Origin of the sequence: Fortiea contorta PCC 7126, from assembly GCF_000332295.1 — a bacterium.
Lineage (GTDB): Bacteria > Cyanobacteriota > Cyanobacteriia > Cyanobacteriales > Nostocaceae > Fortiea > Fortiea contorta.
In genome coordinates, this window is the sequence record NZ_KB235931.1 from 212,408 (window position 1) to 230,766 (window position 18,359).

Annotated in this window: 28 protein-coding genes; 14 read left to right on the forward strand and 14 right to left on the reverse strand. The window is 41.7% G+C overall.

Translation table 11 applies throughout. From position 1 onward, the window contains the following. Positions 1–28: 28 nt before the first annotated feature. From MIC7126_RS0125315 to MIC7126_RS29740, 10 genes are all read right to left on the reverse strand, one after another. On the reverse strand, positions 29–565 hold the full coding sequence (locus MIC7126_RS0125315; protein WP_017655927.1) for a (2Fe-2S) ferredoxin domain-containing protein: 537 nt from the start codon (positions 563–565) through the stop codon (positions 29–31). 203 nt (positions 566–768) lie between these two features. Further along, positions 769–972 carry a putative nitrogen fixation protein NifT gene (nifT, locus tag MIC7126_RS0125320; RefSeq protein ID WP_026100520.1) on the reverse strand — a complete coding sequence of 68 codons (204 nt, stop codon included), beginning with the start codon at positions 970–972 and terminating at the stop codon, positions 769–771. After that, positions 947–1,234, reverse strand: coding sequence for a nitrogen fixation protein NifZ (locus MIC7126_RS0125325; protein WP_017655929.1), 288 nt, complete (start codon positions 1,232–1,234; stop codon positions 947–949). The genes nifT and MIC7126_RS0125325 overlap by 26 nt, the downstream gene beginning before the upstream one ends. After that, complete coding sequence (nifV, locus tag MIC7126_RS0125330) at positions 1,221–2,354, reverse strand: homocitrate synthase (protein WP_026100521.1); 1,134 nt, start codon at positions 2,352–2,354, stop codon at positions 1,221–1,223. Before nifV ends, MIC7126_RS0125325 begins: the two co-directional genes overlap by 14 nt. 443 nt (positions 2,355–2,797) lie before the next feature. Beyond that, the gene (locus tag MIC7126_RS0125335; RefSeq protein ID WP_017655931.1) at positions 2,798–2,995 is read right to left on the reverse strand and encodes a DUF2949 domain-containing protein; all 198 of its coding nucleotides are present in this window, start codon (positions 2,993–2,995) and stop codon (positions 2,798–2,800) included. Positions 2,996–3,080: 85 nt separating this feature from the next. After that, positions 3,081–3,320, reverse strand: a complete 240-nt coding sequence (locus MIC7126_RS0125340; RefSeq protein ID WP_017655932.1) for an Asr1405/Asl0597 family protein — start codon at positions 3,318–3,320, stop codon at positions 3,081–3,083. Continuing rightward, positions 3,310–4,053 (reverse strand): serine O-acetyltransferase, encoded by a 744-nt coding sequence (gene cysE, locus MIC7126_RS0125345; protein ID WP_017655933.1) that lies wholly within the window; start codon positions 4,051–4,053, stop codon positions 3,310–3,312. Before cysE ends, MIC7126_RS0125340 begins: the two co-directional genes overlap by 11 nt. Before the next feature lie 1,184 nt (positions 4,054–5,237). Next, the gene (locus MIC7126_RS0125355; protein WP_017655935.1) at positions 5,238–5,714 is read right to left on the reverse strand and encodes a hypothetical protein; all 477 of its coding nucleotides are present in this window, start codon (positions 5,712–5,714) and stop codon (positions 5,238–5,240) included. Positions 5,715–5,916: 202 nt separating this feature from the next. Then, positions 5,917–6,141, reverse strand: coding sequence for a type II toxin-antitoxin system HicB family antitoxin (locus tag MIC7126_RS0125360; protein ID WP_017655936.1), 225 nt, complete (start codon positions 6,139–6,141; stop codon positions 5,917–5,919). Further along, positions 6,138–6,326, reverse strand: a complete 189-nt coding sequence (locus MIC7126_RS29740) for a type II toxin-antitoxin system HicA family toxin (RefSeq protein ID WP_081603102.1) — start codon at positions 6,324–6,326, stop codon at positions 6,138–6,140. Before MIC7126_RS29740 ends, MIC7126_RS0125360 begins: the two co-directional genes overlap by 4 nt. 25 nt (positions 6,327–6,351) lie before the next feature. On the opposite strand from MIC7126_RS29740, the gene MIC7126_RS29745 reads away from it, so the two are divergent. The 4 genes from MIC7126_RS29745 to MIC7126_RS0125380 all read left to right on the forward strand — a co-directional run bounded on the left by MIC7126_RS29745 (position 6,352) and on the right by MIC7126_RS0125380 (position 8,068). Further along, positions 6,352–6,681, forward strand: a complete 330-nt coding sequence (locus MIC7126_RS29745; RefSeq protein WP_476602840.1) for a WD40 repeat domain-containing protein — start codon at positions 6,352–6,354, stop codon at positions 6,679–6,681. Positions 6,682–6,789: 108 nt separating this feature from the next. Continuing rightward, positions 6,790–7,383, forward strand: coding sequence for a Uma2 family endonuclease (locus MIC7126_RS0125370; protein ID WP_017655938.1), 594 nt, complete (start codon positions 6,790–6,792; stop codon positions 7,381–7,383). 71 nt (positions 7,384–7,454) lie between these two features. Continuing rightward, positions 7,455–7,682, forward strand: coding sequence for a type II toxin-antitoxin system Phd/YefM family antitoxin (locus MIC7126_RS0125375; RefSeq protein ID WP_017655939.1), 228 nt, complete (start codon positions 7,455–7,457; stop codon positions 7,680–7,682). After that, positions 7,682–8,068, forward strand: a complete 387-nt coding sequence (locus MIC7126_RS0125380; protein ID WP_017655940.1) for a type II toxin-antitoxin system VapC family toxin — start codon at positions 7,682–7,684, stop codon at positions 8,066–8,068. The genes MIC7126_RS0125375 and MIC7126_RS0125380 overlap by 1 nt, the downstream gene beginning before the upstream one ends. 221 nt (positions 8,069–8,289) lie before the next feature. Here the strand turns inward: MIC7126_RS0125380 and MIC7126_RS0125385 are convergent, their stop codons facing one another. Continuing rightward, entirely contained in the window at positions 8,290–8,610 is a 321-nt protein-coding gene (locus MIC7126_RS0125385; RefSeq protein WP_017655941.1) for a hypothetical protein, read from the reverse strand. Next, entirely contained in the window at positions 8,582–8,926 is a 345-nt protein-coding gene (locus MIC7126_RS0125390; RefSeq protein ID WP_026100522.1) for a type II toxin-antitoxin system RelE/ParE family toxin, read from the reverse strand. Before MIC7126_RS0125390 ends, MIC7126_RS0125385 begins: the two co-directional genes overlap by 29 nt. 206 nt (positions 8,927–9,132) lie before the next feature. On the opposite strand from MIC7126_RS0125390, the gene MIC7126_RS32505 reads away from it, so the two are divergent. Together MIC7126_RS32505 and MIC7126_RS32510 are read left to right on the forward strand one after the other, a co-directional pair. Further along, on the forward strand, positions 9,133–9,306 hold the full coding sequence (locus MIC7126_RS32505; protein ID WP_017655943.1) for a DUF2887 domain-containing protein: 174 nt from the start codon (positions 9,133–9,135) through the stop codon (positions 9,304–9,306). Then, positions 9,290–9,529, forward strand: coding sequence for an RpnC/YadD family protein (locus MIC7126_RS32510; protein WP_017655944.1), 240 nt, complete (start codon positions 9,290–9,292; stop codon positions 9,527–9,529). Before MIC7126_RS32505 ends, MIC7126_RS32510 begins: the two co-directional genes overlap by 17 nt. 17 nt (positions 9,530–9,546) lie before the next feature. On the opposite strand, the gene MIC7126_RS0125400 is transcribed toward MIC7126_RS32510, so the two are convergent. Together MIC7126_RS0125400 and MIC7126_RS30885 are read right to left on the reverse strand one after the other, a co-directional pair. Continuing rightward, complete coding sequence (locus MIC7126_RS0125400) at positions 9,547–10,497, reverse strand: NAD(P)-dependent alcohol dehydrogenase (protein ID WP_017655945.1); 951 nt, start codon at positions 10,495–10,497, stop codon at positions 9,547–9,549. Positions 10,498–10,722: 225 nt separating this feature from the next. Further along, positions 10,723–10,926, reverse strand: a complete 204-nt coding sequence (locus MIC7126_RS30885; protein ID WP_154656028.1) for a hypothetical protein — start codon at positions 10,924–10,926, stop codon at positions 10,723–10,725. Positions 10,927–11,905: 979 nt separating this feature from the next. On the opposite strand from MIC7126_RS30885, the gene nifB reads away from it, so the two are divergent. The 8 genes from nifB to nifH all read left to right on the forward strand — a co-directional run bounded on the left by nifB (position 11,906) and on the right by nifH (position 18,201). Continuing rightward, the gene (gene nifB, locus MIC7126_RS0125405; RefSeq protein WP_017655946.1) at positions 11,906–13,363 is read left to right on the forward strand and encodes a nitrogenase cofactor biosynthesis protein NifB; all 1,458 of its coding nucleotides are present in this window, start codon (positions 11,906–11,908) and stop codon (positions 13,361–13,363) included. A gap of 102 nt (positions 13,364–13,465) precedes the next feature. Further along, positions 13,466–13,807, forward strand: a complete 342-nt coding sequence (locus MIC7126_RS0125410) for a 4Fe-4S binding protein (RefSeq protein ID WP_017655947.1) — start codon at positions 13,466–13,468, stop codon at positions 13,805–13,807. Between the two features lie 17 nt (positions 13,808–13,824). Further along, positions 13,825–14,124: a hypothetical protein gene (locus MIC7126_RS0125415; protein WP_017655948.1), complete on the forward strand. Its 300-nt coding sequence runs from the start codon at positions 13,825–13,827 to the stop codon at positions 14,122–14,124. A gap of 10 nt (positions 14,125–14,134) precedes the next feature. Then, on the forward strand, positions 14,135–15,340 hold the full coding sequence (nifS, locus tag MIC7126_RS0125420; RefSeq protein WP_017655949.1) for a cysteine desulfurase NifS: 1,206 nt from the start codon (positions 14,135–14,137) through the stop codon (positions 15,338–15,340). A gap of 17 nt (positions 15,341–15,357) precedes the next feature. Next, positions 15,358–15,531, forward strand: coding sequence for a hypothetical protein (locus MIC7126_RS30890; RefSeq protein WP_017655950.1), 174 nt, complete (start codon positions 15,358–15,360; stop codon positions 15,529–15,531). Positions 15,532–15,554: 23 nt separating this feature from the next. Beyond that, positions 15,555–16,472 carry a Fe-S cluster assembly protein NifU gene (nifU, locus tag MIC7126_RS0125430; RefSeq protein WP_017655951.1) on the forward strand — a complete coding sequence of 306 codons (918 nt, stop codon included), beginning with the start codon at positions 15,555–15,557 and terminating at the stop codon, positions 16,470–16,472. Between the two features lie 165 nt (positions 16,473–16,637). Further along, positions 16,638–16,991: a group I truncated hemoglobin gene (locus MIC7126_RS0125435; RefSeq protein WP_017655952.1), complete on the forward strand. Its 354-nt coding sequence runs from the start codon at positions 16,638–16,640 to the stop codon at positions 16,989–16,991. 310 nt (positions 16,992–17,301) lie between these two features. Beyond that, positions 17,302–18,201 carry a nitrogenase iron protein gene (gene nifH, locus MIC7126_RS0125440; protein WP_017655953.1) on the forward strand — a complete coding sequence of 300 codons (900 nt, stop codon included), beginning with the start codon at positions 17,302–17,304 and terminating at the stop codon, positions 18,199–18,201. Positions 18,202–18,359: the final 158 nt, after the last annotated feature.

Consider the following 18,359-nt stretch of genomic DNA (forward strand, 5'->3'; position numbering starts at 1 on the left):
CCTGTGAAGTTTTTAATATTTTTGTAACTTAGCTGAAATGATTTTCTAGCAAAGAAGCGATCGCTTCTGGATGAATTTTTTTGTAATGCTTTTTCCCAATCCGCAAAACACAATTAGGAGCGCTGCTACAGCGTTTTTGACAACCTGTATGCTCAATGGTAACTTTGTCTGATAAACCGCGATCGCACAAAGTTTTTTCCAATTCTGATAATAACCCTTTGCCGCCCCGTTTCAAACAACCAGACTTTTGACAAACCATAATTTTGGCTTTGGTTTGAGGTGTCAGCTTTTCTATTGGACAAGCACCAGTGGGTTGTACTCGATAAGCTTTAAATTTAATTTCACCTGTACGAGAATTTAACTTACTAATACCATCAACGCGAATTTGTTCACCATGCACTAAAGATAAACTTAAAGAACTACGCAATTCTTTAGGAAGTTTAACTTGCACATCTCCCGATGGTATTCCTAATCGCAAATATTTAAATTTTCCTGAATCACCAACAAAACCTAAGAACTGTCCTTCCAGATTTAATTGTGATAATGTCAGATGTTTTTCACCCATATTTAGTTAGAGACTAGGGAATAGGGATAAAGGATGAAGTATGAAGTATGAAGTATGAAAGTAAAAAATTTAGTTCTAGAGTTTTACAAACAAAGTCTGAAGCTATAAAGTAGCCATCATCCCGTAACTTGGTGTTTTTACCTTGATACGTAGGGTAATTTCATACTTTATATTTCATACTTCAGACTTCATACTTCATAACTTTACGCTAGGCGTTTCGCTTCCACAGTTTGGGGTAGATTTTGAGGTTCTGGTAAATCACGAAATTCTAATTCCCAACCATTTGCTAATGTTAAAATCTTCCCCTCACTACCGTCTGTTTGTTTGACTACTTCTTCTTCCAAATCTTTTTTCGCAACGTATACAACTAAATTGCCGGCATCATTCATCCGTAGCATTACTTTCATGGGACTCCTCAACAGATTCTAATTCTTTTTTACGACAGCCAATAACAAACCCTGTATCTAAGAAATGCACGGCATAAATATAGAAACGCTGCAAATATGTACCGATACTTGCGACGTAACCAACATCCCCTTTTTTAGCTAAAACAACTCCAATTTCCTGTCCAGGAAATGTCCCGTCATTTTTAATTAGTTTGCGGAGTCTGACTTTTTCGCCAATTTCAAAAGTGGGTGGTAAGTCAAGCTCTAATTCATCGGGTTGCATGAAAATACCTCTGTTCTCGAACTAAATTCAACAGTTCTTCTGTAGTCAAGCTACGCTTTTTCTGGACTGATTGTTGACGCACAGCATCTAAAACAGCTTGGGTTTCTTGGGAATCTAAAAAGATTCCATGCTGTTCTAAAACACTAGAAACTAAATGTCTTCCAGAATGTTTTCCAACTACTAAGCGACGTTCCCAACCCACCTCTTCTGGTGCAAATGGTTCATAGGTAACGGGATTTTGCAGGACACCATGAGCATGAATTCCTGATTCATGAGCAAAGGTATTTTCTCCCACAATTGCTTTCCAAGGTGGAACTTGACAACCCGATGCGGAAGCAACTAAATGAGATAATTCTAATAACCTGGGAGTGTCAATGCCTAAATCAATGCCATAAATGCGCTTAATAGCCATGACAACTTCTTCTAAAGCTGCATTTCCCGCCCTTTCACCTAAACCGTTAACGGTGGTATTCACTGATGAAGCTCCGGCTTTGATACCAGCAAGCGCATTAGCAGTTGCTAGCCCAAAATCGTTGTGGGTGTGAATTTCTAGGGGAATTGTTAAGGATGAAGCCAAGCGTTTGACTTTGGTATAGGTAGTAAAAGGGTCAAGCACCCCCACCGTATCACAGAAACGAAACCGCGATGCACCCCATTCTTGAGCATAAAGCGCTACATCTAAGAGGAAGTTTTCATCAGCTCTCGATGAATCTTCGCCTCCTACTGCTACCCAAAGACCATTATCAAGAGCAAAGCTCACACAGTCTTTGAGTTTTTGCAAACTTACTCGCCACTGACCATGAAATTTAGCAGCAATTTGAATACCGGAAACAGGAATAGCAATATGCACCCGCTGCAAACCACAGACAATAGAAGCCTGAATATCTGACATCACGGCGCGGTTCCAGCCGAGTAATTTCGCTTGCAAACCCAAGTTAGAAATTGCTGAGATGGCGCGGGTTTCTTCTTCACCCATAGCCGGAATTCCCACTTCTAATTCGGGGACACCGATAGTGTCGAGAAATTTAGCGATCGCTATTTTCTCTTCAAAGTTAAAAGCTACACCAGCCGCCTGTTCGCCATCACGTAATGTAGTGTCATTAATTAGAATTTGATTCATTTCAAACATCTCTCTATGAAATTATTCTTAATAACCCTTCTAGCTTGTATTTCTAATACATCATGCTGGCAATTAAATTCAAAATTATCTGCAAAATCTGCAAACAAATCACATCGCCAGCATTCGACTTACAAACCTGTGCTGGAGCATTTCTCTTATTACAAATAAGTTGATTTCTTTCCCAGCAGAGTACAGTCCTTTTGTACTAGTTAGTGCAATGCCCGCTAATGGTAAATGCCTATATAAATTTTCAATGAGGCGTGGTAAATGCTCAGGAATCTAATAACTCATGATTCTCGATTATTAATTATTAACCGATCGCTCGAAACATATCTGTATGACAGAGAACCAAAAATTGGTATAATTTAGGCACGATTTCAACAGTTGTCAAACAGAAAATTTTCGAGTAGTTGTCATTTGCCCTTGACAATTCTCCCCAACTCCTAAATCTGCTGATCTAGCCAATCAAAAATTCGCTCGAGTTGCCGTAAGTCAACAAAACCATACTGCCATAAGAGCATTGGTAAAGGGCCGTTATCCAACTCACGATGTCGCAACGCTACAGAAATATCTGCTCGTGAAAGCTCTAGTTCATTATGCAAAAAATTAAGAAATTCTCTATCGCTGTCACGGACTACCATAGTTGGTGTTTGTTATTTCTCATTATTATTTCCACGTCTTCTGTTGTCTACTACAACAGTGCGAAAAATCATTTGATGTCTTTCCTTAGTCCTTAACCCCCCAGCAGCGTTCTAGCCAATCTACCAATTCATGACGAGAAGCGAGAAATTGCATAACTGTGCTGCGAATCAGTACTGCTTCTAGTAAATTGTTTACTTGTACTCGCAAAGATCCATCAGCCTGACAGGAACAGTTAATCATTAATTCTTGTAAACGGTGGTAAATTTGCCAGCGATCGCTCAAAGGTATGTGCAAAACTTGATCGTTGAAAGAGTCATTTGTCATTTGTCACTTGTCCTTTGTCATTTGTCATTTGTGGAAAACGAATGACTCTTAACTCTTGTATTTGTTGTTCGAGTTGCTCAATGCGCGAGAGTAAAGAGCGAATCACTGTCGCTTCGACATCGGGGAGTTTGTCATGCGCTAAAGGCGAAAGGCGATCGCTCTGTTGGCGAGAAATAATTCGACCGGGAATTCCTACCACCGTAGAATCTGTGGGGACATCCCGTAACACAACCGAGCCAGCACCAATACGGACGCGATCGCCAATTTGAATATTTCCTAAAACTTTCGCCCCCGCTCCCACCACAACATTTTTACCTACAGTGGGATGACGCTTACCGCTTTCTTTTCCTGTACCGCCAAGGGTAACGCCCTGATAAATTAGCGTATAGTCCCCAACTATAGCAGTTTCCCCAATCACAACACCCATGCCGTGGTCAATAAATACTGACTTTCCAATTTTTGCTCCTGGGTGAATTTCAATTCCTGTGAAAAATCTTCCCCAGTGAGAAATTAAGCGTGGAATAAACATCACTCCCCGACAATGTAACCAATGAGCCAGACGATGCAAACAAATAGCGTGCAATCCTGGATAGCAAAAGATAACTTCTAACCAATTACGCGCTGCGGGATCGCGTTCAAAAATAATCCGAAAATCACTCAATAATGGTTCCAAAAAACCACCAGTGGTATTTGCAGATTGAGAATTACTGACACTATCTAAAGACTGTTGCATCGCTACTGTCTGGTTAAAAGAGCCGTGTGTTATTTTTATGCTTATATCAGGTAGCGCTACAGCAGGCAGTGAATTTCATGCCGATTGGATTTATTAAATTGATTAAACTTGTACTCAAACCCGCCAACGCAGATTTAAACTTAATTTAAAATTTATCTTGGGGTATGGGTGCTAGCTTTTTATTGTGGGGGTGCTAGTATTTTTGGGGTAAGAGATAAAGCATTCTTGTACTCACCATCAAACCCTGAATCTGTGAAGTTTTATAGCTATTTATTGCAGATATTTAGAGATATATTAACTTGTACTCAACTGTTAATAGAATCCGGTAAATGGCGCGACAGGTCGAATATCTGTATATGGAATTACTTTTCTTATATTACGATTTTGCTAGGTTAAAAACCATTATTCTTTATTTTGTTTTAGTATTTGCTGTCTGTCATTTTATATACTTTTTTTAGAATTTTAAGTTGAAAAGATAGCCCTCGTCAACAGGCGATCGCTTTAATCGCCATAATAAACTCAGACATTGATTGTATAGGACTTATCTTTAATTCTTGAAATACCCTTAGTAGGGTGGGCACTGCTCACCATATCATGGCTCTGTGTGGCATAGCCTTACCTACGTAATTAAATTATGTGCCAGTTGTGTCAGCCTTATATATAATGAAGTTCCAAGACTCATTAATTAAGACGTAGGGTGTGTTGTCGCGTAGCGCAACGCACCAAAGCCGAGAATACGTGCGTTATACCATTTCACTTTAATAATGATACAAACATGTTGGTAGGGGCACGGCAGTGCCGTGCCCCTACGAGAAATCTATCTGTATCAACTTTTTCGTGAAATGGTATTACACTTCGTGATAACGCACCCTACACATACATAGATTTTTTCAATAATCAAATCGGATTCCTGTATAATGAAGTTCCAAGACTCATTAATCAAGTTCTGAGCCTCATTAACAAAGTCCAAACACTCATTAATCAAGTTCTGAGCCTCATTAATGAAGTCCAAACACTCATTAATCAAGTTCTGAGCCTCATTAATGAAGTCCAAATACTCATTAATCAAGTTCTGAGCCTCATTAATGAAGTCCAAATACTCATTAATCAAGTTCTGAGCCTCATTAATGAAGTCCAAACACTCATTAATCAAGTTTTTAGCCTCATTAATGAGCATTTATTAATCACACACCAGATGCAGCTTTAGTCGGTCTACCTTTAATAGCTTTAAAGCGTTCGCCTAATTGTTCAGCCACAGTTTTTAAACCTGGAGTCTTTTTCGCCGCTGTTTTCACATAATCATACACAGTCAAGCTGCTAGCCATAGCTTCACTACCAACAGCTAGTAGAGTATCATCTACTTGTTCAGTAATTTGACGCATCGAGATTAAAACTTCAGTGAGTGCGGTTGCTAACTGATAATCCCGCACAAGTTCCTCAACATCAAAACTGGCTGGGAGAATATCGCCGTTCGATTGCGCTGCAGTGACGCTATTGTTTACAAAAGCGAGGCTTTTATCGCCCATCTTCAGTAACTTACGTCGTTCTTGATTGCTGAGAGTGATTAAAAAAGGCAGCTTTTTTTGCACAATCTGTAACGCAGTTTTAATTTCCTGAATATCTTGTGCTGAAAGAGAACCTCTGATGTTTTGGTATGCCATCGTATTATTACTAGGGTAATTTTAAAATTTAAGTAGCAATACTTGCTAAGTATAAAGTACCCAAAAAAGGATGCGATCGCACATCTGAGACTAACTTGCAATGATAAAATACTTGCAGCGCGAATCTTAGGAATTTATTCTTATTCATAAACATCTCGTCGATGAGCAATAGTACTGACAATTACGTCATTCGTTTCATCATTCATGCCACTTTGAATGCATTTCCTAATGTTTTTGGCTCTGGTAGAGGTTGTCCATCTGCTAAAGATGACTCAATCAACATTTCTAAAACCTCCTGAGCATTTTTCAGAGCTTCCTCATAAGTCTCTCCATGAGTACAAGGCTGCATTATATTAGTAAACTCAGGCAGCAAAACTACATAACATTTGTCTTCTTCTGACCATTGAATCACAATTGTATATTTCATTCTCCTGTCTCCTCATCTCCTGGCTTTTGATTTAGTTCTTCAAGTGCTTTATTAACTTGCTTTTCTAAATAAGGTTTAGCATCACTACTATCTTTACCAGCAATAATTATCGCTTTAGATAATAGGGGATGTGTCCATTTACTGTGGCTACCCTTTGCCGGTTTATAACTAAAGCCTGCTTGCAGTAATTCGTGGGTTTATTCCGTCGCCATCAGCCCAGACGGCAAAACCCTTGCTAGTGGTAGTAATGATCAAACCATCAAACTATGGAATCTGGCAACCGGAGAGCAAATCCGCACCCTCAAAGGGCATTCTAGCTCGGTTCTTTCCGTCGCCATCAGCCCAGATGGCAAAACCCTTGCCAGTGGTAGTGCTGACTACACCATCAAACTATTGAATCTCGAAACGGGAGAGCAAATCCGCACCTTCACAGGGCATTCTGACTGGGTTAATTCCGTCGCCATCAGCCCAGATGGCAAAACCCTTGTCAGTGGTGGTGGTAATGGTGACAAAACCATCAAAATTTGGCGGCTAAAGTAGCGAGTGCTGAGTTAGCAGTTTTGAATACTATTGCAGATTAATCAAGATTATCTGGATCTATGTCATCTCAGTTCTATGATAGAAACAAGCCACTCTATGGTTTAACATATGTCTTCTCCTGTCCTGGAAAAACCTTCGACCTCTGAGACTTCCTACGTTCTTCTATACAATGTCAATTGGGAACAGTTAGAACAGCTTGATGTCGCCCTTGCAGGAACAAGCGCACAACTAACTTATTTAGATGGGATTCTCGAAATTATGTCCCCACTTTCTGACGACCATGAGGATCATAAAAAAACTCTGGCGATGTTGCTGGAAGTCTATATGCGAGCAAAGAATATCCGCTTTTATGGTCGGGGAAGTGCAACTATAGGTAACAAGGAAGACAAAACGCGATGCGAACCCGATGAGTCTTATAATTTAGGCACAAAAAAATCTATTCCTGATTTAATTTTGGAAATAACTGTCACGAGTGGCGGAATTAATAAGCTAGAAATTTATCGGCGGTTGCGAGTACCTGAAGTTTGGTTTTGGGAAGATGGTTTATTATCAGTTTATTATTTGCAAGGTGATAGCTATATAAAAGTCTCTAAAAGTACTTTATTGCCTGATTTAAATTTGGATATATTAGCAAAATATGCGCTAATGGCTGACCAATATGATGCTGTGACTGAATATAGTCAGATAATCGCTAAGGAATAGTAATTATATTTTAGAGACACCTGCACGATAGAATTGCCTATTGTAAAATAATTAATTAAATGGTGATAGTTATGCAACACATTACGATTGACGCAGCATCACAACATTTACACGAATTAATCGCAGCCGCAATTAATGGCGAAGAAATTATTATTACCAAAGATGAGCAGCCTTTGGTTAAACTGACTCCAGTGATTCCAGAAAAAAAACGCTCTCCTTTATTTGGTAGTGCAAAAGATTTGATTACAATCTCAGATGACTTTGATGAGCCATTAGAAGAATTCCAGGATTATATGTAATGCAGGTGCTGTTAGATACTCATACTTTGATTTGGTTTTTCCAAGGACATAAAAGTTTTAGTGACAAGATGAGGATATTAGTAGAAGACGAAAATAACGAAAAGCTCATCAGCATTGTTAGCGTGTGGGAAATGTCAATCAAACAAAGCATTGGTAAGCTAAGTTTTAGTTTGCCAATTAAGACTTTTATTCAGCAACAAATAGCATTAAACGATTTTAATTTACTCAATATCAATCTCGATTATATTGATGTAATTACTACCCTACCCTTACAACATCGTGACCCCTTTGATAGAATTTTAATTGCCCAAGCAATGGTAGAGAATATTCCAATTATTAGTGCAGATACAGCATTTGATGCTTATTCAATTACAAGACTTTGGTGATACTTAGAACAAATAGAAACAAACCACTCTATGGTTTAACATACAACAGATTGCAAGTTGATGAGATACAGACTGTTGTAAGGGCGAACGGCCGTACTCCGAAACGGAGAAGCAAGCTACGCCCCTACCCGTGTACCTCATTTACATGAAAAATGCTGTATGTCTTCATTTTTGCCGGAGGTGCGAGGAAGCGAGCGCAAATTGGTACAAACTTAAGTTTATTATTCTTTCTCTACAATCCCAATCCTGTAGCCTAAAGCATCTAAAAACTCAATTAAAGCCAAAATTTCCTGGCCACCAGTCTCTACAAGCATTTTATCCAACTTTTCAAAATGCTGTTGTCCAACCTCTGAAAAATCACCTAATTGTTTTCTTGCTTCTAGAACTTCTTCTAGTGTCAATCGCAATAAATTTGCATCATATCCTTCTTCATCCAATTCCAACATGACGCTAATGTAACCAGCAGCACGTTCTGGGTTTTTTAAAGATTCAATTAAATATTCTCGATAATGTCTACTTCTTTGGGTTTTGACTTCGCTCATAATCTCTCCAATATTCCTTTGCTTTCCCAATATCTTCGTCTTGAGTGTTTTTTATACCACCACACAAAAGAAGTATAATTAAGTTTCCATCTTGTCCAAAATATACGCGATAACCTGGCCCGTATTGAATTCTTAGCTCAAAAACACCCTCACCAACTGATTTATAATCTCCTAAATTCCCGGACTGTACTCTTGTAAGTCTTTTCTCTATTTTATCTATTGCCCTATTATCTCTCAAAGAATCAAGCCAGTTAGCAAAAGGTTCTTTTCCTTGTTCTGTTATATAGTTTTTAATTTCCCGTGGCTGCGCTTCCATACCTGAGTTTGGTATATTGTGTCCCCATTTCGATAATTTTACGATCATACTTCGTCTGAGACACCGTAGCGAGACCGCAAATTGGCACGAATTTGCTCCATTGCAGTTGAACCATCAACTACTTTTTGCTGTCACGCACCAAACAGACATCGGTAATATAAATCATAGTACAATCACTGTAGCCAAAAATCTTCTCAAACCTCTGCGTGAAAACCGACAGCATATTTTATCGCTTATTTCAAGAATTTACCAGCATCTTCTTTGAATTAATTGGCAACCCACCAGAAACCGCCAATACCTATCAATTTGCTTCCGTGGAAATTAAGCAAACAGCTTTAAATGAGTCGCCAGGAGATAGAAGTTATGTTTGGAATCAGTGAATTGAAGCAAACACGAGTTTATCAAGAAGCTAGAGAAGAAGGTAAACAAGAAGGGCTAGTAGAGGGTAAACAAGAAGGGCTAGTAGAGGGTTTACAAAAAGCAAAATTAGCAGCTATCCCTAAACTTTTATTACTGGGTTTAACTGTGGAACAGATAGCGCAGGCTCTGGATTTGGACATTGCACAAGTCCACCAACTAGCCCAGCAACAGCGATCGCTGTGATAAAATCCCCAAAGTGGCTATTGTTCACTAGCTACAGCAATAGCGATTTTACCCGCAGCCCGCTCACTTTCACTATAAGCATGAGCCGCTGCTAGCTCTGCTAAAGGAAATGTGCGATCAATCACAGGGTGAATTTTGCCAGCCTCAATTAACTCTTTAAGATAAACTAAGTCTTGAGTATTCGGCTTCTCTAAAATAAATTTCACTTTTTGACCAGGAAACAAAGCTGTTAACACACTTTGGATCAAGCTTTCCGGGCTGGGTAAGGTAGTAATATAAATTCCATTTGGCTGCAAAACTCTTCTTACTTCCGAGGGCGATCGCTTTGCCACCACATCAAAAATTATGTCATATCGTGTTGCCTCTTGGGTGAAATCTTGCTGCGTATAGTCAATCACCCGATCAGCGCCCAAAGACTTGACAAAATCAAGATTTTTTGTGCTGCTGACTCCTGTCACCACCGCGCCCAAAGCCTTAGCAATTTGCACTGCAAAAATTCCCACACCACCAGCAGCGCCATTGACTAAAACAGTTTGTCCTGATTGGATATTACCTTGGTCACGCAGCGCTTGCAGAGCCGTCAGCGCCGCCAACGGGACCACAGCCGCTTGTTCATAGTTCAAGTTTGTGGGTTTGGGCGCCGCCAATTTTTCTGGAATCGCCGCAAATTCCGCATAAGCCCCCCCAGGAAAGCTAGTACTACCATAAATCGAGTCTCCTGGTTGGAACTGCGTCACCTTAGCGCCAACTTCCACCACTTCCCCGGCTAAATCAAAACCCAAAATCATCGGGAAGCGATTACCACTCAAAAATTGCAACATCCCCTTGCGGGTTTTCCAATCAATCGGATTGACACTACTTGCATAAATTTTAACTAGTATTTGATCGGGCTTAATTGTTGGTCGATCAACAGTTTCATATTGCAATACTTCCACGGTTCCATATCGACGGATAACCACTGCTTTCATAGTATGATTCCTGCTACCTTCATGGAGACTAGGGAAGAGAGGTTGCGATTAATTCAAATGTACAAAATTTGACTAGAAAAATGTTATCGGCTGCTAAAAAAATTTGCAAATGTTTTTTACGAAAGGTTGCTTTTTTGATTCATCAGCAACAAATTTAGGTAAGATAATTTAGCCCAAGTTCTCAAACTAAATGAGAAAAAGAATCAATTATGCAGTAGAATTTCTTCATGAGGATGGAGATAGATAGCCAACTAAAGGCTGAAGTATGAAGTCTGAAATTACCCCGCCCATAAGAGATGGGGCTTGAACTAAGGAAAAAAGTTTGATTTTTTCGCCCCTCGTGGGTGAGGCTTGTACCAATTCATCCTTTCTGCGGACAAAGTGCGATCGCCCACCAAATAACACCCAAAACACAAAATCTTTGGGCACTTGGCAAAGACAGTCTCCGCAGAACGCAACAAAAATTAAATATTTTTTCGTCAAATTTGTTCAGATAAAACCTCCACCTTCCAAAGTTTGTCTGACTGATCCAGTAAGGCTTTGAGGACAATTTAATGTCATCTCCACAACAAAAATTAAAAAAATATGAATTACATTTTTCCTCAAAAAAAAATGATATGTTGGATACAGAATTGAATTTCGCACGTATCTGGAGTAGCCCAACGTAGCTCACTCCAGTTTTTCCCCTCTTAAATCCCTGGCCAGTGGTAACTTGGGTCAGATTTAAGCAGCCTTTGAGTACAAATTGGCATCATAGCTTCTATGGCTTTCAAACCTTTACAGTTTCTAGGTTATAGCTGAGTACAACCCCATCCTGTACCCCTATCTAGAAACACTCGCGCCCCAACTGAAAAACACTAGAACCCTTACCCGAAAAATTTTTTTTAATGTCTGGAAAACCCAGACAATCGGGCTGACAGTTTTTGAGTACAAGCTTAATAAATTCAATAAATTCTATCCTAGATAGAAGCAAAAGCAACCTGACAAGCGGCTGATATAAATCTTTTATCGCCAATCACTCAACGCTTGTTGAAAACAGCAGCGAAAAGTGAATGGAGGGATGAGATAGCACTATGCTTATTACCAATTCAAAATTGACTCGTTAAAAATTCAGATTGCATCTGAGTTGAGAAGATTTGCAAGAATTGGTATCAAGTGAATCGAAGTCGCGGCTGTATACACAAACTCTACCCACAACCCCAACGTTGACACACACCAGCCGAAAATCAAGGAACGAAGCCTGTTCTACTCTGTGATTAACTGTTCTCAACCACAGTTACATGACGATAAAAGAGTAGACACCGACTCTCAGCAGGAGTATCAGCCGCGACTTCAATTTCTAGGCATCAAGAGTAGCAAAAACATCTCTCACAGCAGCATCCAGCCCACCGACATTTTGCGAAATTCAATGACACTACCGGCTACAGGACTCCTTACCTCCGACCATCAGGAACCAATAACTATCCCAGCAAAATCAGGTGGTTGCGGATGCGACAGCAGCGCCACCGTAGAAATGGACGCCAAGCTCAAAGAACGGATTGACAAGCACCCATGCTACAGCGAAGACGCACACCATCATTACGCGAGAATGCACGTTGCAGTTGCTCCAGCTTGCAACATTCAATGCAACTATTGCAACCGTAAATTTGACTGTGCGAACGAAAGCCGTCCTGGAGTAGTCAGCGAATTGCTAACACCAGAAGAAGCAGCCCACAAAGTTTTGGTAATTGCAGGTAAAATTCCCCAAATGACAGTTTTGGGAATAGCGGGGCCTGGTGATCCGTTGGCGAATCCCGAAAAGACATTCCGCACCTTTGAGTTGATTGCAGATCAAGCGCCCGATATCAAACTTTGCCTATCAACCAACGGTTTAATGCTGACCGAACATATCGATCGCATTAAACAACTAAATATAGACCATGTAACTATCACTTTTAACACCATAGATCCAGAAATTGGCGCGCAGATTTATTCTTGGGTTCACTACAAGCGCAAACGCTACAGAGGGATTGAAGGTGCAAAGATTCTGCTAGAAAAGCAGATAGAAGGACTACAAGCCCTCAAAGAAGCTGATATCTTGTGCAAAGTCAACTCAGTGATGATTCCCGGAATTAATGACCAGCATTTAGTGGAAGTCAATAAATTCATTCGGGAGCAAGGCGCCTTTCTGCACAATATCATGCCGTTGATCTCTGCACCAGAACACGGCACACACTTCGGCTTAACCGGTCAGCGCGGCCCCACAAACAAAGAACTCAAAACAGTTCAGGATAGTTGCGCCGGCAATATGAAAATGATGCGTCACTGCCGTCAATGCCGAGCCGATGCGGTAGGATTATTAGGGGAAGACCGCAGCCAAGAATTTACCAAAGATAAATTTTTGGAAATGTCCCCCGAATATAACCTAGAACAACGAGCCACTGTTCACGAAGGTATTGAGAAATTTAAAGCAGAACTGAAAGCAGCCAAAGAAAAGGCTGTAGAGACGTTAGACGTAACGCCTTTACCCAACAGTCCAAAAGTTCTAGTTGCAGTAGCAACCAAAGGTAGCGGACTAGTCAATCAACACTTCGGTCATGCGAAAGAATTCCAGATTTATGAAGTGGAAGGCAAAGAAGTTCGCTTCGTCAGCCATCGCAAGATTGACCACTACTGCCAAGGTGGATTTGGAGAATCAGCCACTTTAGAATATATTATTAAAGCGATCGCAGATTGCAAAGCGGTTTTAGTCTCCAAAATTGGGAACTGTCCCAAAGAAGAATTGCACAAAGCTGGTATACAGACTGTTGAAGCATACGACGTGATTGAGAAGGTTGCTTTAGAGTTTTACGAGCAATATCTCAAGGAGCTAGGGAATAGAGATTAGGAACTAGGGAAGGGGCTAAAACTGAGTTTTCACCTCTAGCCCCTAATCCCTCACCCCTAACTCCTAACTCCTCACCCCCAATCCCCAACAAGGAGAATAATCATGGCTTACAAAATTACTAGCCGATGTATTTCCTGCGATCTGTGTCTGTCTGTATGTCCCACTGGTGCAATTAAAATAGTTGATGGTAATCGATGGATTGATCCCAATCTTTGCACAAACTGCGTCGGTAGTGCTTATACAGTAGCTCAATGCAAAGCCGGTTGTCCCACCTGTGATGGTTGCGTTCAGCAGTCCAGTGATTATTGGGAAGGGTGGTTTGCTAATTACAACCGTTCCTTAGCAAAATTAACTAATAAAGAAAACTATTGGGAGCGTTGGTTTGACTCTTATTCCCAAAAATTTTCTCAACAGTTGGAAAAACGGATGAAGTCTGAAGTATGAAGGATGAAGTCTGAAGTATGAAGGCTGAAACTTTGGGCTTTAAACTTGGAACTTCACCTTTTAAACAGGAAACTTCTCGTTCAGAACAGAAAACTTCTCGTTTCATCCTTGATCGTTCACCCTTTAAACAAGAAACTTCTCGTTTCATCCTTGATTGTTCACCTTTTGAATCAGAAACTTCTCGTTCAGAACAGGAAACTTCTCGTTTCATCCTTCATCCTTCACACTTTGAATCAGAAACTTCTCGTTCAGAACAGGAAACTTCTCGCTTCATACTTCATACTTCATACTTCATCCTTGACCCTTCAGACTTTTAAATTAAAAGCAATGCAAAATAACTGCATCTATCTCGATAATAATGCCACCACTAAAGTAGACCCAGAAGTTGCAGAGGTGATGCTACCTTACTTGACGGAATATTACGGTAATCCTTCGAGTATGCACACCTTTGGTGGACAACTTGCTAAAGCTGTTAAGTTAGCGAGAATGCAAGTTGCGGCTTTATTGGGTGCTGATGAGTCAGAAATTGTCTTTACTAGTTGTGGAACTGAGGGAGATAACGCCGCTATCCGCGCTGCATTATTGGCGCAACCAGAAAAGCGACATATTATCACCACGCAAGTTGAACACCCAGCCGTTTTGAATGTCTGCAAACAATTAGAAACCCAAGGATATAGTGTTACTTATCTTTCGGTAAACAGTCAAGGACAGTTGGATCTAGATGAACTAGAAGCGGCCTTGACAGGTAACACCGCCTTGGTGACAATTATGTATGCTAACAACGAAACCGGCGTGGTGTTTCCAATTGAGCAAATTGGGTTGCGAGTCAAAGAGCGTGGCGCTTTGTTTCATGTTGATGCAGTGCAAGCGGCGGGAAAGATTCCCCTGAATATGAAGACTAGCACTGTGGATATGTTGACAATATCTGGTCATAAAATCCATGCACCAAAAGGAATTGGTGTTTTATATGTGCGGCGGGGAGTGAGATTCCGTCCCTTGTTAATTGGTGGACACCAAGAAAGAGGGCGCCGGGGGGGGACTGAGAATGTTCCGGGAATTATTGCCTTGGGGAAAGCTGCCGAACTAGAGATGTTACACTTAGAAGAGGCGACCAAGAGAGAAGCAAGATTGCGCGATCGCCTAGAAAAAGCTTTACTCACCACAATTCCCGACTGTGAAGTTAATGGTAATCCTACGCAGAGATTGCCCAACACCACCAACATCGGCTTCAAGTATATTGAAGGTGAAGCTATCTTACTTTCTCTCAACAAATACGGTATCTGTGCCTCATCTGGTTCGGCTTGTACTTCCGGTTCTCTGGAACCTTCTCACGTTTTGCGAGCGATGGGTTTACCATACACCACCTTGCACGGTTCCATCCGCTTTAGCCTTTGTCGCTACACCACAGACGCCGAAATCGACCAAGTGATTGCAGTTATGCCAGAAATTGTCGCACGTCTGCGTGCGCTCTCACCCTTCAAAAATGATCAGGCGGGCTGGCTACAACAGGCGCAGACATTGGCGCATCATTAGGGGCTAGGGATGAGGGAGTGTGGGGAGGTGGGGAGTTGGGGAGGTGGGGAGTTGGGGAGACTTTGAGTTTTGAAGTCCAAGTTTCAGGTTTAAAGGCGCAAACTTTATCACCCCATCCCCCCATCACCCCATCACCCCATCACCCCATCACCCCATCCCCCAATCCCCCCATCCCCCAATCTAAAATCTAAAATCCAAAATCTAAAAATCGATTATGTGGGACTACACAGATAAAGTATTAGAACTGTTTTACAATCCTTTGAATCAGGGAGAAATTGCAGAGAACGGCGAATCGGGAGTGAAGGTCGCTACTGGTGAAGTCGGGAGTATTGCTTGCGGTGATGCTTTGAGACTACACCTGAAAGTGGAGGTAGCATCTGATAAGATTTTAGATGCACGCTTTCAGACCTTTGGTTGCACTAGTGCGATCGCATCTTCAAGCGCCTTGACTGAGATGATCAAGGGTTTAACTTTAGATCAAGCCTTGAAAGTCTCTAACAAAGACATTGCAGACTACCTGGGCGGCTTACCCGAAGCCAAAATGCACTGTTCAGTTATGGGACAAGAAGCCCTAGAAGCTGCCATTTACAATTATCGTGGCATTCCCCTCGCCGCCCACGATGACGATGATGAAGGCGCGCTGGTTTGCAGTTGCTTCGGAATTAGCGAAACCAAAATTCGCCGCGTGATTCTGGAAAATAATCTCACTGACGCCGAACAGGTAACAAATTATGTAAAAGCTGGTGGCGGATGCGGTTCTTGTTTAGCCAACATTGATGATATTATAAAAAGTGTAAAGCAAACCGCCACACCCGCTCTTAATAATTATGGCGTGAAGGTTGCTACAGACATCGCCACTGCCAAGCAGCAAACTCAAAGACCACTAACCAACGTGCAAAAGATTGCACTCATCCAAAAAGTCTTGGATGAAGAAGTCAGACCAGTATTGATAGCTGACGGTGGAGATGTGGAACTCTACGATGTAGACGGTGATCACGTAAAAGTTTTACTCCAGGGTGCCTGCGGTTCATGTTCGAGTAGCACAGCTACTCTCAAAATAGCGATCGAAGCGAGATTGCGCGATCGCATCAGCAAGGATCTCGTAGTCGAAGCAGTTGAGCCTTTGTTTTAGGACTGACATACTCTACAGATACGCCCTAAATGCATCGGCTAGAAATCGAAGTAGGATTTGACCCCCATCATTGTCTTCCCATCAATGCTTGAGTCCTACTGATGACAGACAGCAAAAGCCTAGTGAGCATATTTCACGATCCAACTCGCTTCAAAGGAGACAAATATGAGCTTGTACGACAAAATCGGCGGTAAACCTGCACTCGAAAAAGTAGTCACTGAACTCCACAAACGCATCTTAGCAGATGGCAGCCTCAAACCCTTTTTCGCTAGCACAGACATGGCAAAGCAACATAACCTTCAAGTTGCTTTCTTCTCTCAAATTTTAGAAGGCCCTAAAGAATACGGTGGTCGCGCCATGGAAAAAACCCACACAGGGATGAATCTACAACAACCACACTTCGATGCTATTTTAAAGCATCTGGGCGAGTCCATGACTGCGGCTGGAGTATCAGCAGACGACACCAAAGCTGCATTAGCTAACGTCTCAGCTTTAAAAGGCGCTATCTTAGGCAAATAATCAGACCGACGGCTTGACAGGAAGACGAATCAAAGCCTCAAGTCCTACTTGGGTTCTCAGCTACACATTATGACGTATTTGTAAAGTGCGTAATCCCTTTGTTCTTTGTCAGGTTAAAAGACAAAGAACAAAGGTTAAACAAAAATTTAAAGAGAAAACACATGTACCTACTTTCCATAATTCTCGCTGTGGAGCGAGCGCCCCCGGCGACGTTCTACATGCGCTCACCGCTTTAGTTCAACAGGCGTGAGTAGTTCCCACAAAAGAGCAAAAGACCCACCAATCAACCAATTGCAGGAGATATCTAATCATGGCTGTTGACGAAAAAATTAGACAGATAGCTTTCTACGGTAAAGGCGGTATCGGTAAATCTACCACCTCTCAAAACACCCTAGCAGCTATGGCCGAAATGGGTCAGCGCATTTTGATCGTCGGTTGCGACCCCAAAGCTGACTCCACCCGCTTGATGCTCCACTCTAAAGCTCAAACCACTGTGTTACACTTGGCTGCAGAACGCGGTGCAGTAGAAGATTTGGAACTCGAAGAAGTAATGCTCACCGGCTTCCGTGGTGTGCGTTGCGTAGAATCTGGTGGTCCAGAACCCGGCGTAGGTTGCGCTGGTCGTGGTATCATCACCGCCATCAACTTCTTAGAAGAAAACGGTGCATACCAAGACGTTGATTTCGTATCTTACGACGTATTGGGTGACGTTGTTTGCGGTGGTTTCGCTATGCCTATCCGTGAAGGTAAAGCCCAAGAAATCTACATCGTGACATCAGGTGAAATGATGGCGATGTATGCTGCTAACAACATCGCTCGTGGTATTTTGAAATATGCTCACACTGGTGGTGTGCGCTTGGGTGGTTTGATTTGTAACAGCCGTAAAGTTGACCGCGAAATCGAATTGATTGAAACCTTGGCTGAACGTTTGAACACCCAAATGATTCACTTCGTACCCCGTGACAACATCGTTCAACACGCAGAATTGCGCCGGATGACTGTTAACGAGTACGCACCAGACAGCAACCAAGGTCTAGAATACCGCGCTTTAGCTAAGAAAATCATCAACAACGACAAGCTCACCATCCCCACCCCCATCGAGATGGACGAACTAGAATCATTGTTGATCGAGTTCGGTATTCTCGAAAGCGACGACGAAGCAGAAAAATTGTTAGCTGCTGACGCTGCTGCTAAAGCTGGTGCTAAATAAAGACTGAGCAAAAGGAAATTGCATAATTTCCCTTTGACTTTTGATCAATATTTCTTCTATCCCCCAAGGGGACCAACAGTCCCCGACCCCACAGGGGAAAAAGGGCACAGTTAATAGGCTGACTCATTTCCCCATCCCCATTCCTTAAGGTGCAAGAG